Source organism: Roseicyclus salinarum, assembly GCF_029624655.1.
GTDB classification, from domain to species: Bacteria; Pseudomonadota; Alphaproteobacteria; order Rhodobacterales; family Rhodobacteraceae; genus Roseibacterium; species Roseibacterium salinarum.
In genome coordinates this window covers 51,310-66,524 of the sequence record NZ_JARRSA010000020.1, presented here as the reverse complement: position 1 = coordinate 66,524, position 15,215 = coordinate 51,310, and the positions used below count along the sequence as shown (strand labels likewise).

Below are 15,215 nucleotides of genomic sequence, written 5' to 3'. Positions count from 1 at the left end.
TCTTCGCTACGACTGCCCTTGTGGCAACCGCTGGCGTAGCAATGGCCGACGTCGCGATCAGCGGCTACGCCGAAATGGGTATCGCGGGCGGCGGTGACGACGCCATCAACGGCACCGGCGGCGTCAGCCAGTTCTTCCAGGACATCGACGTCACCTTCACCATGTCCGGCACGACCGACAACGGCCTGACCTTCGGCGCAGGCGTCGACATCGACGAGACCGCCGCAGGCACCAACTCGTTCGACGACAACGGCACGACCGTCTTCATCTCGGGCGACTTCGGCACCCTGACGATGGGCGACACCGACGGTGCGCTCGACTTCGTCATCACCGAGAACTTCGGCAACCCGGGTTCGATCGACGACTCCGAGACGCTGCACGCCGGCTACCTCGGCTCGTTCCTCGACGGTCTCTATGACGGCCAGATCCTGCGCTACGACTACTCCTTCGACGCCTTCACCTTCGCGGTGTCGGTCGAGATGGACGACGCGGACATCGCGGATGCCGGCTACGCAATCGGTGTCGGCTACGACATGGCGATCGCTGGCGGTTCCGTCGCTCTCGGCCTCGGCTACCAGTCCGCCAACGTTGTCGGCGCGGCTGCTTCGGCCAACCCCGTCATCGACAACGATCCGACGTCGCCGACCTTCGGCGATCCCATTGCTGACGTGGGTGGTTCGACCGTCGAACTCGCCAACCTCGGTGACTACGGTATCGTCATCCCCGTTGCGGCAGGTGACAGCCTCGACATCGAAGCCATCGCGTTCAGCGCCGGCGTGACGCTCGACAGCGGCTTCACCGGTGGCGTGATGTACAACGACTGGGATATCGAAGGCACCGACGTCACGCACATGGCGATCTCGGCCGGCTACACCTTCGACGCGATCTCGGTCGGTGCCAACTACGGCATCTTCGAACTGGACGGCACCGACGCCTCCGGCTTCGGCCTCGCAGCCTCCTACGACCTGGGCGGTGGCGCATCGATCCACGCAGCCTACGGCGACTCGGACATCGACGGCGTCGACGGCGACTTCCAGAGCTGGTCGCTTGGCCTGGCAATGTCCTTCTGATCCTACCGGATCATAGGAATTGGAGAGAGCGGGCCCTGTGCCCGCTCTTTTCGTCTGGAGGATGCTTGCGCCGCCATCGTCCGCACGGCTTCGGAAAATTGCAGGCGTGGGGTGCGTCAATGGGTATATCCGGAGCATCAGCCGATCTCGATACAGGCGGTCGAGGATGCAAAATTGACGATATTTTTCAATAACGCCGATCATTGAATTGATAAGGCGATAGGAACAAAGGCGAAATGCTGGTCAATCGAAGCCCCTGACCGTGTGGATAGGGGACGGCTGGAGCCATTGGCTCCCACCGGAATCCAAGGGCGATTCCGCCCCGTGATTCCCCGTCCTCGTCAACAGTGACCTTCGTCGCGAACCGCGCGCCGCCTGTCGCTTTCCGCGTGAGAACCGGCGCGCGATGCGCTATCCAGCGCGCCATGTTCCTGAGCGTCTTCGACATCTTCAAGATCGGCGTCGGCCCGTCCTCGTCCCACACCATGGGGCCGATGACGGCGGCCGCGCGCTTTCTCGGCGATCTCCGCTCGGGCCGCGAGAAGGAACCGGGCGCGGGTCAGCTTGGCGGGCTGCGCTGCTCGCTGCACGGCTCGCTCGCCTTTACCGGCAAGGGCCACGCCACGGATCGCGCGGTGATCCTCGGGTTGTCGGGGTTCGAGCCCGCAACGCTGGATCCCGACCGCGCCGAGGCGCTGGAGGCCGAGGTAAGAAGCACGGCTACCGTGACCCCGCCCGGATTGCCGCCGCTTCGGTTCGATCCGGAGACCGATCTCGTCTTCGACTACGGGCCCCCGCTGCCGGGCCACGCCAACGGAATGATCCTGCGCGCGCTCGACACGGCCGGGAACCTCTACCTCGAGGAGACGTATTATTCCGTCGGCGGCGGCTTCGTGATGACGGCGCGCGAACTGGAGCGGCAGGTGCATGGCGACGCCGCCGTGCTTCATGGAGAGAAGGCCGCGGCGGGCTGCCCCTATCCGTTCGGGTCGGCGGCCGAGATGCTCGGTATGGCGCGCGCCTCGGGGCAGAGCATCGCCGGGATGAAGTGGGCCAACGAAACGGCGCGTCTCGCCCCGTCCGAGGTGCGCGACGGGATCGACGCCATCTGGCAGGCGATGGACGACTGCATCGAGCGCGGCCTCAGGATGGAGGGCGAGCTGCCCGGCGGCCTGCGCGTCAGGCGGCGCGCGAAGCATATCCACGAGCAGCTTCTGGCGGAGCGGGGTCGCAACGTCGCCCAGCCGCACACCGTCAACGACTGGCTGTCGGTCTACGCGATGGCCGTGAACGAGGAGAACGCGGCCGGCGGGCGTGTCGTGACTTCGCCCACGAACGGCGCGGCCGGCGTCGTTCCGGCGGTGCTGCGCTACTACCGTGACCATTGCATCGGCGCGACGGAGGAGGGGCGGCGGACGTTCCTTCTGACCGCGTCGGCCATCGGCGGGCTGATCAAGCACAACGCCTCGATCTCGGGGGCCGAGGTCGGCTGCCAGGGTGAGGTCGGAAGCGCGTCGGCGATGGCGGCGGCGGGCCTTTGCGCGGCACTCGGCGGCACCGCGCCCCAGATCGAGAACGCCGCCGAGATCGCGCTCGAGCATCATCTCGGCATGACCTGCGACCCGGCGGGAGGCCTCGTGCAGGTGCCCTGCATCGAGCGCAACGGCCTTGGCGCGATCAAGGCCGTCTCGGCGGCCTCGCTTGCGCTGCGCGGGGACGGCACGCATTTCATGCCGCTCGACAACTGCATCGAGGCGATGCGCCAGACCGGCCTCGACATGTCGACCAAGTACAAGGAAACGAGCCAGGGCGGCCTTGCGGTCAACCTGCCCGAATGCTGAAGGCCCGCCTCAGGCTTCGCGGGCCTCGGGTTCCACATGGCCGCGCCGCGCGAGGGCGCGGGCGATCATAAGGCACAGGACCGCCCAGCCCGCTCCTGCCAGCCATCCGGCCGCAACGTCGGTCGGCCAGTGCACGCCGAGATAGACCCGGCTGACCCCTACCAGAAGCACCACGATCACGGCGACCGTCAGGACGTAGACCTTCTGCCGCCGCTGAGGAAGGACGCGCGCGATCAGAACGCCCAGCGTCAGGTATGCGACGGCGGCCATCATCGAGTGGCCGGAGGGAAAGCTGGCCGTGTGGACGATCGAGCCGTGCGGCACGAGGTCCGGGCGGGGCCTGTCGAACACGCTTTTCGCAATGCCCGAGATGGCGATGCCTCCGCCCGTCGCGGTCAGAAGGTAGAGCATCGAGCCCAGCGAGCGGCGCGTCGCGAAGAACCCGGCGACGACAAGCGTCGCGCCCGCGATCACGGCGGTGCCGCCGAGCGCGGTGAAGTCGCGGCCCATCTCCTCGAGCCATGGCGGCCCGATCGGGTTTGACAGATCGCCCCTGGTCCTCAGCGCAAGCAGGATGTCGCGGTCGAGGTTCCGGGTCGCGCCCTCAAGCACCTCGTCGGTCAGTTCGGCCAACCCCCAGACCGCCGCGACGACGATGGCCAGAAGGACGAGGCCGCCGATCTCGACGTTGCGGCGCAGGGCGGCGACGAGCGCGGAGGATGGGCGTCCGGTCATTGCGGCCGCGTGCGCGTGGAGGATGCTGGCGTCATGCCGCCTCAACGGCCAAGGGTCGGGCGGGTTCCTTCGGATGTGCCGCGCCGCGGGCCGTGTGCGTGTCAAACGGGGCGGATCGTGTCGCCCGGCAGGAATTCGGGCTCCAGCCGGACGATCTCGTCGGTCAGAGCGTTCGCCGCGACCAGTTCGGCCGCGCGCCGCCCGATCTCGTGGCGCTGGCTGTCCATCGTGGCGATCCGCATCGGCAGGCCGTCGAGCACCTCGAACGAGTTGAAACCGGCAAGCCCTACGTCCCCGGGAATGTCCAACCCCTTCTCGAGGCAATAGAGAAGCCCGCCGGCCGCGTTCATGTCGGTGTTGTAGTAGAGAAAGTCGATGTCGGGCCGGCGCGTGAGCAGGTCCTCGGTCATCGCGCGCCCGGTGCCGAATCCCGATGCGCCGTCGTAGAACCGCTCGTCCGCAAGCGTCAGGCCGGCCTCGGCCAGCCCCTCACGCAGGCCCCTGAGGCGTTTCTGCGCCCTGTGGTCCCGGATCGAGGACGACCCGAGATAGGCGATCGAGCGATAGCCGCGCCGCGCGATCTCGCGGGCCATGTCGCGCCCGGCGGCAACGTGGCTGATGCCGACCGCCGCCGCAACCGGGTCGCCGTCCACGTCCATCACCTCGACCACCGGGATGCCGGCTGCAGACATCATCGCGCGCGAGGCGTCCGAATGCTCGAGCCCCGCGACGATCAGGCCCGAGGGCCGCCACGAGAGCATCTCGTAGATGACGTGCTCCTCGTGGTCGGCGTCGTATTTCGACGTTCCCACGACAGGCTGAAGCGGGGTGTCGTCAAGCACGGCGCCGATCCCGCCGAGGACGTCGGGAAAGACCATGTTGCTCAGGGAGGGGATCACCACGCCGACGAGGTTGACCCGGTTCGACGCAAGCGCGCCCGCGATCTTGTTGGGAACGTAGCCGAGGTTTCGCGCGGCCTCGAAGACCCGGGCGCGCGTCTTTTCGGACACGTCGCCCCGCTGGCGCAGCACCCGGCTGACCGTCATTTCCGAGACGCCGGCCGCCTCGGCCACGTCCCGCAGGGTCATCTGGGGTTTTCCGTCGAAGGGATTGCGTCCGCGCAAGGCTGTTTTCCGGCTGGGGTCGTGCGCACCTTGATACGCCGCGCACACGGCATGCCGCAACCCGGCATGGCCGATGTTGCGTCGCCGCGCAGAATGTCCCAGAAGGACGTGACGGCCCCGTGGCTCAACTGGATAGAGCAATCCCCTCCTAAGGGATAGGTTGCAGGTTCGAGTCCTGCCGGGGTCGCCATTCAGATCTTTGTCTCATGTTTGTTCCTTTCTTTTCATGTGGTTGGCATAGTTGTGTCCCGCTGATCGGCTGGCGTGTCCCAAAGTCACACATCCTTGATCAATAGCTGAATCATCCTGCGGCGGTCGGCCGCTCTTGTGTATCTCTCGACCTCGGACAAGCTTGTATGCCCCGCCATGGCCGCGATCTGGTGCGTGGTTACGCCCTGTTCGGCCCAATAGACACAGAACGCTTTTCGCAGCCCATGCAGGCGGGCGGTAATGCCAGCGGCCCGGGCCGCGTCTCCGAAGAGGTTTCCGAGCCCGGCTGCCGAGAACGGCTTGCCCTTTGAGGTCAGAAGAAAGGCCGGCGCGATATGCGGAGTTCGCTCGATCACGGCCCGCAGCTCGGACGTCAGTGGCACTTGAGCCAGCACGCCCGTCTTTTGTCGCTTGAAGGAGAGGATGTCGCCGGCGACGTTTCTTCGACTGAGCTGGGTCAGATCGGCCCGCGCCGCACCGCTGTAGAGCGCGAGGTCGAATATAAGACGTTCGGTCGTGCCAACCGGCCACCGCTCCTGAAACTTGGAGATGTCCTCCGGGCCTGCCGTGGCAAAGCCTTTACTCGCCGGTCGGACAAGCTCGATGCCTCGGGTCGGATTGGACGCAATGAACCGAAGCCGCTTGGCATACTCGAAGACGGACTTGAGCGCCTTCAACTCGTTAATCGCGCCATTCCCGCCCTTGGCATAGAGCGCGGCCTCGATATCCCCCGTGGTGATGCTGGACAAGGGCCGAGCACCTTGCGCCTTCACGTAACGGCGCAGGATGGCCGCGCGGTTCTTTCGGGTCGACGAGGCAAGCTTCGCCCACTCTGGCGATGCAAACAGCATGTCCACCGCCCATGCGAACGTGCCGGCCTTCGGCGTCAAGGTTTCGGGTGGCTGGAGCTCCCATCTAGCATGTTCCGCTGCCCATGCCGCTGTGACGCGCTGGTCAGTTGGGTGCAGTCCATGAACACCTAGCGCGATTTCCTTTCCATTGCGGCGGTAAACGTGGAACCACCGCCCACGTCGCAATCTTGAGCGAAGGTAGGGGAGACGCATCATGCTTCCTTGTCAGAGAAGGGCTTGCCGTTCCACATATCGCTGGGAGCCGACGTAATTTCAGGATAGTCGAAGGTCACTCCCTCCGGCCCGACCCCCTTGATCCGCGCGCCCGGACAAAGCTCCCGGGCAGCACGGTAGACTTCTTCGATTTGCCGCCTCGTCGGCATCGATGGGGATCGTGGGCTAGGCATCGCGTTGCCTTCCTCCGAAATCGCGCTCCCAATCGAGCAAGTCCCCAACGTTCTCCCTTAGTTCGGAAATGTCGAGAACGAGCCTGAGTCCCTGTGACGCTGAAAGTGAGTAGGTCGAGTCTTCTTGCTCCATGACCCAGTCTCCGAAAGCGTCGCATCGATAAACCAGCCGCTCGACGTTCTGCCTTCCTCCGAATAGCTCATATGCAGCGCAGGAGATTCGGCCTGCTCGCTCAGGCGCTACCGACATTGCGAGTAGGTTCCCGAAAATCTTGAGCGCAACGATCTGATCAAGATCGAATATGCGCGCTGAGCCTGGACGGGTCTTGGGTGCGCAGGGAAAATAACCGGCATGCACCATTTCATTGAACCGTGCTGGCTCAACGCGCGCTATTTCGCATGCTCTCTTTGCTCGGACACCGAAGCGCATCTGGAGAAACCTCTTGATCTCACCGATAGCTCTAGCAAAACTAATTGGTGATGGCAAATGGTTTGAGGTGGCAGTCAGCCTGGTCGTTGGGTCATTGCCATCCACATTGCCCACGATGAACTACGTAGGCACGCTCCAACCGGTTTTCCGAATGTATGACAGCTCAGCGGCAACACCGCGAAATTGTTCTAGCGCGGACTCTAGGTTCTAGACGATCTCGTCCACCAGCACGTCAAGGGGAGGCACACCGGGATTGGAACACGTAGACGACCTGTTGCACCAGCGCGGGAACGATCCCGAAGCATTTGCGCTGGCGAGGAAAGTCCCGAAGGTGTTCCGCAGGGGCGAGTTGCAACGGGCTATCCCGTCAGCCCTGCGGAACGGGCCGCTGACGGGCGCAGAGATCGCGGCGAAGGTGGAGGGCAATCTAGACAAGAAGGCCGCTTACAAGCGCGTGTACATCGCTCTTAGCCGCATGAAGGCGAGGGGGTTGGTTAGGCATGAGGGGCGGGTGTGGCTGGCCCCGTAGGGCCAGCCGAACTATCATCACAAATCAAACAAGCTAGTTGCCCGGCGGGGCACAGACTGTTTGTTGCAGGGAGGATTCAACGAATGGCGAAGTTCTGTTTCGACCCGAAGCCGCTCGGCTTCACCGCTGATAACCAAGGCTCCGATATGGGTGGCGCCGCGAGCGCGGCTGCATTTCAGCCCGTCGTGGTTTTGCGCCCCGGCGTTGAGGCGATCATAGAGGGATTGCGCCTCGCCCACATAGTAGGCTTCCCACCGCCCGCCGAGGGTTTCCCGGCAGGTGATGTAGACACCTGAGACGTGGTTAAACTCTGTTCCGATGGGGAACGTTTCGAGGGTGTAGGTCTGCCCGTTCATACCGGGCCACGTGACAGTGAATGCCATGATCGGCTCCATTGTGAAACCGGATCGGGCTTGACCGCCGCCACCCCCTCTGTCAATTAAGGGGCGTGATATCACAGTCCCGCCCGACCCGGCGGGGTTGCAAATAGGAGCGGCAGGACCACGAATCCTGACCGCTCCAATTTTCTGGATATCATATGGCCCGACGCTGAGTCTATGGGTTCGTGCCTTGTTCGCCACAACAACTAGTAGCCGTCATGCAGCCCGCTGCCAGTAGCCTTTCCATACCGGGCTGACTGGCGCACCCATTGCGGTTGCCACGATCTGCCGCGCAAGCGTCCCGTTGTCCGAGCGACGGTTGTCCTCCAGCCACGCGGCTTAGTTAGCGTACTGGTGCAGGTACTGCGGGCTGACGCGATGGTGCTGGCCGACAACCATGCGGCGCAGGCACAAGAAGTAGCTTTCGACCATATTCCCGTGCTTGCCGTGGTCGCTAGGCGCCCGCACTTGGTTTGCTTAGTTGCGGCGCATCCCAATTCATCATGTGTCCGATAGACCATGCCCCTGTGAGACAACCCGGATACCGGGAGAATGAGTCTCATTCGGGTAGTGTTTGCATTTTGAGACATGCCGTATCATATTGTCTATGATGCTATTGATACGGAGTGGCATTATGCTGATTGGATATGCACGAACATCGACGCTCGACCAGAAGGCAGGGCTGGCCGCCCAGCGAGATGAGCTGGCGGCGGTGGGCTGTGAGAAGGTTTTCGAAGAACAGGTATCATCCGTCGATACCAAGTCTCGACAACGCCTCGCTGAAGCCTTGGACTTTATCAGGGAAGGCGACACGCTGATCGTAACTCGACTCGATCGCTTGGCGCGCTCAGTCCCCCACCTTCTCCAAATAGTGGAGACACTAAAGAACAAGGGGGCTGCTCTCCGCATTCTCGGGATGGATATCGACACAAGCACATCGACGGGGAAGCTGATGCTGACCGTGCTCGGGGGGATTGCTGAGTTTGAGCGTGAGATCATGCTCGAACGACAACGGGAGGGGATCGCGAAGGCGAAGGCCGCCGGGAAATACAAAGGCCGCAAGCCGACCGCGATGGCAAAGGCAGATGAGGTGGCGGAGCTACATCGCGCAGGCACCGGGGCAAGTGAGATCGCCAAGCAGCTCGGTATTGGGCGAGCGTCAGTCTATCGCATACTTCGTGACCGAGAGCCTACTCAACAAACTGCGTAGACCGGTGTCGCCGACTTCACAGCGAAGATGTGAAAGCTAGGCCTCGTCGAAGACAGTGAACTTGAGTTCACTCAGACAGCTCTGATCCCAGACCCCGTCCATCACGCACTGCCCGGCGCTTCGCGAGGCGGTTCCTGATGGGTCCGATCAGCCTGAGACGGTTCGGCAGAGAAGCGATCCCAGCGCAGAGCGCCTGATATGGCCTTCCCTAGGCTTCCAGGTCGAGACAAGACCGGTGGCGACGAGATCTGGCCCAAGAGACACGAGGTCGAACCCTGTCGCCTCCAGCACGAGGTCGTCAAAGGCCTCGTAGTCCTTGTCGTCATAGACATCGAGCATCCGGAGCGTCACGCCGAGCGGGCCATCGAGCAGGACCTTGGGAATCTTCGGGTTGGCAGTCCAGGCCTTGGCTGTGGCGAGCGGATCGCTTGCCGTTCGCATGGCTGCGACGAGCTTTACCACCTCGGAGGGAATGCCCCCCGTGGCGTCGAGAATGGCGCCCCGGAGGGTCTTGGTGTCGAGTTCGGGCTTCTCGAGCTGGTGGAGATGCATCCGCACCATCTCGGCGCCCCAGGCCGACAGGAACTGGCTCTGCTCGAGGCGGTTGGCGATGTCGCGGAGCCCGGTGTTGGCGGCATCGAGGACAATGATTGGGCGCACAAGCCGATCGAGAACAGGCTTCTGAGTCTCGAGCCAGTCGATGACCTTCCGGGCGTCGACAGGATCTCCAGGCGTGTAGATGGCCAGCACCGGCGCGCCCCTGCTGCCTTTCGCCCGATCCACGAGGGTCCGAAGCTCCTTCTGGGTTCTAGAAATCTCGACAATGATATCCTCGGACGGGCTCCCCGGAATCCGGCCCTCCTCCGCGATACGCTTCAGGGAGGGTCCGACCTTCGAGAGCCCGAGGGTCTCGAGGCCGCAGACGATACGGACTGCCGCCTCTTCCTTGAGGACGACCCGCTCGATTTGGAGGTCGGTGAGCGGGGTGTAAAGCCATTCGCTCTGGTCCTGGACGCTGCCGCTCTTGTAGCGCCGCCGGTGGATGGCCCGGTCATAGGCGACAGTGGGATCCTTGTCCTCGATCTCCTGGAGCGCGTGGTAGATGTCGTGTTCTGAGCCAAGCATCGTCGCGACCTGGCGCGAGCCAAGTAGGTAGCGGAAGCGCTTGGTCCCAGGGATGGGAACGCGACCCAGTACGCCGAGATCGAAAAGCTCGTCGAGGAGGGCCTCGAAGGCGGAGGCCGACGGGATCTCGGAGGCCTTCGGCCAGAACAGGCTCGCTTCCTCGAGCAGAACCGCGGGCTCGAAGCCCGCCACCCGGGCCTTGTGCTCCTGGCCTTCCGCATTCAGGCGACCGAGCGTGTAGGCGACTAGCGCGTAGCGGGGGTCGAGGTTCAGCGTCCAATGGAACTTCTCGCGGATGCGGTGCTCAATATGCCCAAAGGTCCGGTGCGAGAAGAGCATGCCTGTGGCGATCGGCCAGAGCGGCCCATCTTCGCCGAGATGGTACTTCCGGCCACTCCCGGTGCCGTGTAGGGCGGAAAGGAGCCCTTTCATGTATTCCTGGATCAGCGAGGGATAGTAGTTCGCCCAAGCTAGGATCTCCTCCACCGCCTCAGGGGTCTCGAAGCGGAAACCTGCCGCCTGCATCGGCTTGACTACGAGATCGTAGGCCGCACGCTTGTCGGCCTCGGTCCGGTTGAGCGGGCCGATGCAGATCGGTTGCTCTAAATGGGCAAGCGGCGAATTCGGCTGTTTCAGCATCCGCTGGACGTTGTGAAGGCCGGCGAAGATGACCTTGAAGGCGCGGCCGGTCTCCTCCATCAGCTTCTTCAGGCGCGCCACCTGGGGATAGTCATCCCGGGTGTCAGCATCCATGAAATGGTCGGCCTCGTCGAACATCGCGATGATGCGGCCATGGGGCCTCATTGTGATCCATTCCCGGATGTCCTTCTCGACTGCATCGGCCGTGCGGCTCGTGGGCTTGACCACCTCGGGGGACAGCATCGCGGCGAGGTGGGTCCAGATCTCTACGGACTTCTCGGAGTGGCCGACCGACCGGACCTCGCGCGTCACGACGATGCGGTCCTCCGCGGGCGCATGCTGAGTGCGCGCGATGTGTCCGAGGAGTGCCGACTTGCCGAGCTGGCGGCCGCCATAGACTAGACAGCCGCTCGCCGTCTTCGACATGATGAGTCGCATCTCCTCGGCGCGCCCAAAGAACATCTCGGGCGGCAGTTTCCCGGCATCGGTTGCGTAAGGCTCGACGCGCCCGTAAGGAAGTCCGCACTCGAAGATGGTCTGGGCTCGGGTCTCACGCCGCGTCGCAGTGAAGGCGACCAGTGCCTCGTCGATGACGAGGGCGGGGAAGGCGCCGGCGCGCAGGTGCTGGGAGAGCTCGTGACGCCTGGCGGTATCGACGGCGCCGGCAAAGAGCAGGATCGTAGCGGTATCGGGCGAGAGCGTCTTGATGATCATCTCCGGAAGCGTGTCGGAACCGATGAGGAGGAGGCGCGTACTCCCGTTTGCCTGCGATCCAAAGACCGGTGGCAGGAACCAGTCATCCGCGGCACCGGGCTGGATGGTGCCTGTCATTTCGGCAGCCCAGGCGCCAGTCCGGCCAAGGGCGCGGAGATTGTGGATCTTGACTGCGTCGTAGCCGATATCCTCAAGAAAGGCGCGGACGCGGGAGACCTCGGGCTTGCGAAGTGTCATCGAGGCAACGATGTTCTGGTACAGCTCGATGAGCGCAAGGCCCGCCGTCCGGCGATCCTCCTCGATGTGAAGCGGGCCAGGCGCCGCCGCGGCATTCTCCCAGGCCGCGGCACCTGCCGGCCAGTCCGGCCCGTTCGCCGCGGGCAGGAAGGTGCCCGTGAAGGCATCGACCAGTCCGGAGAGATCAGTTTCGAAGAAGGCGACGGACCGCCCATCCCGGAGCTGGGCAATCCGGTCCTCGATGGTTTCCACCGCCAGTGTGTCGATGGCGGCGGCGAGGGCATCAGCGTCCTGGGTGTTGCCCTCCGTGCGATACTCGCCAATCCGCCTCACCTGGTCCTGCCGGATTTTCTCCTCGATCTGGCCCGCCACCTCGTCGAGGTCGTCGATCTCGGCTGGGATGTCCGAGAGATCGTGAATCTCGGTAACGCTCTTCAGGGCCGCAAGCCGCTGCCGCGTGATATGGCACCACTCCAGGTAGCGGTTGATCTCGGACTGGTGCATGTAGTCGACCTTGGAGAGCGTCTTGAGCCGGCGCTCGCGCTCTTCGACCCTCGATTCCCAGGCTTCCGCGAAGGCAGTCATCGCGCGGTGGAAATCGCCACGCGTGGAGATGCCGAAGCGTGTAGCAAGCCGGCCCGCAGTCTCGAACGCGCCCTCCTCGATGGCATGGCGGAATGCCTCCTCGGGGTCGGGAACATCCCCTTCGGTAAGGATCGCGCCGAGGATCCCGGCCGCAGGGCTGGACGCGTCCAGTGCCGCCCGCGCCGTGGCGGGCAAGAGGTCCCGCTCAGCCACCAGCGCCTCCTCGAGTGTGGCGAAGCGCCCCGCGGCCTCGCCGCGAAGGGCGTGAATGACGCCCTGGATTTGTTCGGCGATCCATCCTGCGACGGCGCCGTGGAGCGTTCCGGCCTGGCTGCGCGCTTCGCCGGAGAGGCCAGAGGTCGCCTTCTCGAGGCGGGAGACTAGGTTGCCAACCGCCGTCCTGACGCGCACCTCCGGCTGCTGCCGGTGGCTGCCCTCGCGGGTCGCGGCACGGACCCAGCTGTCGAGAAGGCCGAGGGGCTCGTCGAATTGGCGGACAAGATACTCGATGCCCTTGGGGTGGAGACGTGCGGTGAAGCGCCCGCTCCGGACCGAGAAGGCCTCAGCCAGGGCCTCGATACCGTCGGCGGACGAGAGTTCCTTGATCGCCTGGTGCGCCACGTCGACAGCATCGCGGTGTCCTTCCGCGATCGCGGTGCGGGCCGCACCGATGGGTCCGGCATCCGAAGCCGCGTGATGCATGACTGCGGTCGCGAAGGGCCAGCGCGAACTGCGCGCCATGATGGTGTCGCACCATTCGCCGATCTGTTCAGCGAAGCGCTGCTTCTGCGGCGTTGCCGTGACGCCGGAGAGCCGGGCGAGCTCGTCGGCATCCGGGGGGAAATCGAACTCGAGCCGCGAGATGGCATCGACGGATTCCTGGAGGTGGGTGCCGAGGGCGCCGCGACAGAGATCGGGGAGGACATTGCGGAAGCCCGAGCCCGCCTCGAAAATAGCCGGCCTTAGGAGCGCGCCGAGAAGGAGTGCAGATCCGGCCTCGCTCTGGGATTCGCCCGATGCCCTGGTCGCGAGACCAAGAAACTGCTGGGTATCGGCGCCATAGCCGCGCCGGGTCGCACGGCTGCCCGCGGCGACGCGAAGCGCGGAGGCCTCGATTGGCCAGGGCCGACGGTCGGCTTCGAAGCTCTGGGCAGCATCCGCGGCCACGCCAAGGAGGTCGCGCTCGATGAGGCGCACGAGGCTCGAGACCGGGGCTGGCGGATCGACGAACGCCGCCTCGGGCCCTGCCAAATCGAGCTCCGCTTCGGGTTGTGTCTCGGGCGCAGGCGCCTGTGTCTCGACTTCAGCCACCGGCACCGGTGCCACGGCCGTTCCAGGAGCCGGCGTCACCTCGGTCGCAGGAGCCGCCGCTGGAGCCTCGCCCTTGACGCCCGGCGAGATGCCGGCCGTCGTGTCCGCCGTCGCATTGTCCACTACGCCGGTGGAGCCATCTCTGGATGCAGAGCGCCCCGGAAGAGCCTCTTTCGTAATAGAAGCGGCGCTTTCCACGCCAGCGTTGCCCGGAGCCTCGCATGCCGTTCCCCTGGCCGCCTCCAGGTTGGTTGAAAGACTGGCCGTATCCGACTTGGTTGCAGGGGAAACACCCGGCTCCGCATCCGTGCCAGTAGGGGTGCCGCTGGCCGGTTCCCTGGCCGCTTTCGCGGCCGGATCCGGCGCAGAGGTCTGGTCGGATGCATCGGCACCGTTTTCGAGGTTGTCATCTCCACCCCAGTCTTCGTCGGCCTCCTCGTCGTTTTCGAGGATCGCCATGGGAGAGTTGTCGCTTGCGCTGCTGGCGGATAGAACTCCGGCGGCGCCCGCCTCGAAGTCCTCTGGAAACCCCGCGTCTTCATGGGCTACGAGTGCCCGGATCTCCTCGAGGAAGGCATCATCGTCCTCCCGCAGGCCGGCCATGAACTCCTCGAGAAGTTTGAAGATTTGGCCCTTCGTGGACTGCGCCTCTTCGAGCGCCGCTTTGTCGGCGGCAGCCTGCGCCCCGAGAGTTCCGAGGCGTGCGTAATTCTCGGCAGCCGTCGCGGCCGCTATCTGCTCTTTCACGTCGATGACGCTTTCCTCGAGATCTGAAATCTCGAGATCGAGTTGCCGCAGTCGTCCTGCGACACCGGTCTCGAGAGCTGCAAGGAGCGTGGGGACCTGGTCGTCGTTGATGTCATCGGGATGCACCTCCAAGCCAAGGCGCTTAAGCTGGGCGAGGAGCGCGTCCTTACGGGGGGCCTGGAGCTTTTGGAGCTGGTTGGCCGCGATAACAGCGATCCCGCCGAGCATTGAGAGATCGTCGGCATCAGAGGTGAGTTTGATGTCGCGCGAGAGTGCCTGGACCGCTGCGATGGCATGCGCATGGATCGTCTCGGAGACGAAGTCCGGATTGTTGTCCAAGAAGGCGGTGATGAGATGGGCCTGATTGTTCCAGTCTTCTACATCCTCGATCTCGCCAAGGAGGCTTCCGATAGCGTGTTCGGGGCTCTTGTAGGTGAAGACAGACTTGGCGAGAGCGTAGACCGAATCCGAGCCTTCCTCCTCGATCTTGTTGAAGTAGGCCGATAACGCGTATTCGCAGAACGCAGCGACGGCCACGTCCGGTTCGACAGGAGGCGATAAGAGCTCTCCGACGCGAGGCTGGAGTTCCGGATGCGAGTTCAACCGGAGCTTGGAGATTGGCAGTTTTGCGATGGTGAGGCCGAGTGTCGACTTCTTCCGGGACTTGGCCCCGTTCTTCTGGCTCCGCTTCTGAGCCACGAGAACCTCGAGGACGGGAAGGATCCAGGGGACATCCTGCGTCTTCTGGAGCAGGTACCTCCAGATCTCAGTGCCATCCCGGGGATCGAGTTGAAGATCGAACATCGAGACGAGCGTGCGCAGGTCGCGCACCGTGAAGAAGCCAGCCTTGGCGAAATAGGCGGGCGCCTCCGGGCAGATATCCAAGATCCGGAAGCGTCCCCAGGTCGCCGGTGGCGTCCAATCCTCGGGCACCCACCCGGCCATCACCAATCGGGCCTCCGGCGTTTCGGTCGGTGCGGAAGACTTCCAGTCTTCCTTCGGCGGCAGAAGATTCTCGTTCACCCGGAACCGTGGGGTTTCGGAGCTCGTCTCTTCCTTGGCCATGTCGG

The 15,215-nt window shown here is 64.2% G+C and carries 8 protein-coding genes, 1 tRNA gene and 1 pseudogene; 4 read left to right on the top strand and 6 right to left on the bottom strand.

Features of this window, described 5'->3' with window-relative positions; all coding sequences use genetic code 11:
* A partial coding sequence (locus tag P6F26_RS13625; RefSeq protein ID WP_278029238.1) for a porin occupies positions 1-1,070 on the top strand: 1,070 nt, incomplete at its 5' end.
* Between the two features lie 425 nt (positions 1,071-1,495).
* Positions 1,496-2,911 (top strand): L-serine ammonia-lyase, encoded by a 1,416-nt coding sequence (locus P6F26_RS13620; RefSeq protein ID WP_278029237.1) that lies wholly within the window; start codon positions 1,496-1,498, stop codon positions 2,909-2,911.
* Positions 2,912-2,920: 9 nt separating this feature from the next.
* On the opposite strand, the gene P6F26_RS13615 is transcribed toward P6F26_RS13620, so the two are convergent.
* Positions 2,921-3,646 (bottom strand): phosphatase PAP2 family protein, encoded by a 726-nt coding sequence (locus P6F26_RS13615; protein WP_278029236.1) that lies wholly within the window; start codon positions 3,644-3,646, stop codon positions 2,921-2,923.
* Between the two features lie 101 nt (positions 3,647-3,747).
* Positions 3,748-4,734, bottom strand: a complete 987-nt coding sequence (locus tag P6F26_RS13610; protein WP_278029235.1) for a LacI family DNA-binding transcriptional regulator — start codon at positions 4,732-4,734, stop codon at positions 3,748-3,750.
* Between the two features lie 149 nt (positions 4,735-4,883).
* Between P6F26_RS13610 and P6F26_RS13605 the strand changes: the two genes are divergently transcribed.
* A tRNA-Arg gene (locus P6F26_RS13605) sits at positions 4,884-4,960 on the top strand.
* A gap of 85 nt (positions 4,961-5,045) precedes the next feature.
* On the opposite strand, the gene P6F26_RS13600 is transcribed toward P6F26_RS13605, so the two are convergent.
* The 3 genes and pseudogenes from P6F26_RS13600 to P6F26_RS13590 form a co-directional block, all read right to left on the bottom strand.
* Complete coding sequence (locus P6F26_RS13600) at positions 5,046-5,831, bottom strand: tyrosine-type recombinase/integrase (RefSeq protein ID WP_278029234.1); 786 nt, start codon at positions 5,829-5,831, stop codon at positions 5,046-5,048.
* 1,383 nt (positions 5,832-7,214) lie between these two features.
* The gene (locus P6F26_RS13595; RefSeq protein ID WP_278029233.1) at positions 7,215-7,580 is read right to left on the bottom strand and encodes a hypothetical protein; all 366 of its coding nucleotides are present in this window, start codon (positions 7,578-7,580) and stop codon (positions 7,215-7,217) included.
* A 213-nt stretch (positions 7,581-7,793) separates the two neighbouring features.
* Positions 7,794-8,033, bottom strand: a pseudogene (locus tag P6F26_RS13590) (transposase); the annotation flags it as partial.
* Positions 8,034-8,211: 178 nt separating this feature from the next.
* Here P6F26_RS13590 and P6F26_RS13585 point away from each other — a divergent pair.
* Complete coding sequence (locus P6F26_RS13585) at positions 8,212-8,787, top strand: recombinase family protein (RefSeq protein WP_278029232.1); 576 nt, start codon at positions 8,212-8,214, stop codon at positions 8,785-8,787.
* A 147-nt stretch (positions 8,788-8,934) separates the two neighbouring features.
* Here P6F26_RS13585 and P6F26_RS13580 read toward each other — a convergent pair whose 3' ends face one another.
* Positions 8,935-15,210, bottom strand: a complete 6,276-nt coding sequence (locus P6F26_RS13580; RefSeq protein ID WP_278029231.1) for a hypothetical protein — start codon at positions 15,208-15,210, stop codon at positions 8,935-8,937.
* Positions 15,211-15,215 lie beyond the last annotated feature (5 nt).

What these genes read in the sequence shown, in the direction of transcription:
- P6F26_RS13585 (WP_278029232.1), top strand. Translation starts at nt 8,212, where the DNA reads ATGCTGATTGGATATGCACGAACATCGACGCTCGACCAGAAGGCAGGG.
- P6F26_RS13595 (WP_278029233.1), bottom strand. Translation starts at nt 7,580, where the DNA reads ATGGCATTCACTGTCACGTGGCCCGGTATGAACGGGCAGACCTACACC.
- P6F26_RS13610 (WP_278029235.1), bottom strand. Translation starts at nt 4,734, where the DNA reads ATGACCCTGCGGGACGTGGCCGAGGCGGCCGGCGTCTCGGAAATGACG.
- P6F26_RS13580 (WP_278029231.1), bottom strand. Translation starts at nt 15,210, where the DNA reads ATGGCCAAGGAAGAGACGAGCTCCGAAACCCCACGGTTCCGGGTGAAC.
- P6F26_RS13600 (WP_278029234.1), bottom strand. Translation starts at nt 5,831, where the DNA reads ATGCTGTTTGCATCGCCAGAGTGGGCGAAGCTTGCCTCGTCGACCCGA.
- P6F26_RS13615 (WP_278029236.1), bottom strand. Translation starts at nt 3,646, where the DNA reads ATGACCGGACGCCCATCCTCCGCGCTCGTCGCCGCCCTGCGCCGCAAC.
- P6F26_RS13620 (WP_278029237.1), top strand. Translation starts at nt 1,496, where the DNA reads ATGTTCCTGAGCGTCTTCGACATCTTCAAGATCGGCGTCGGCCCGTCC.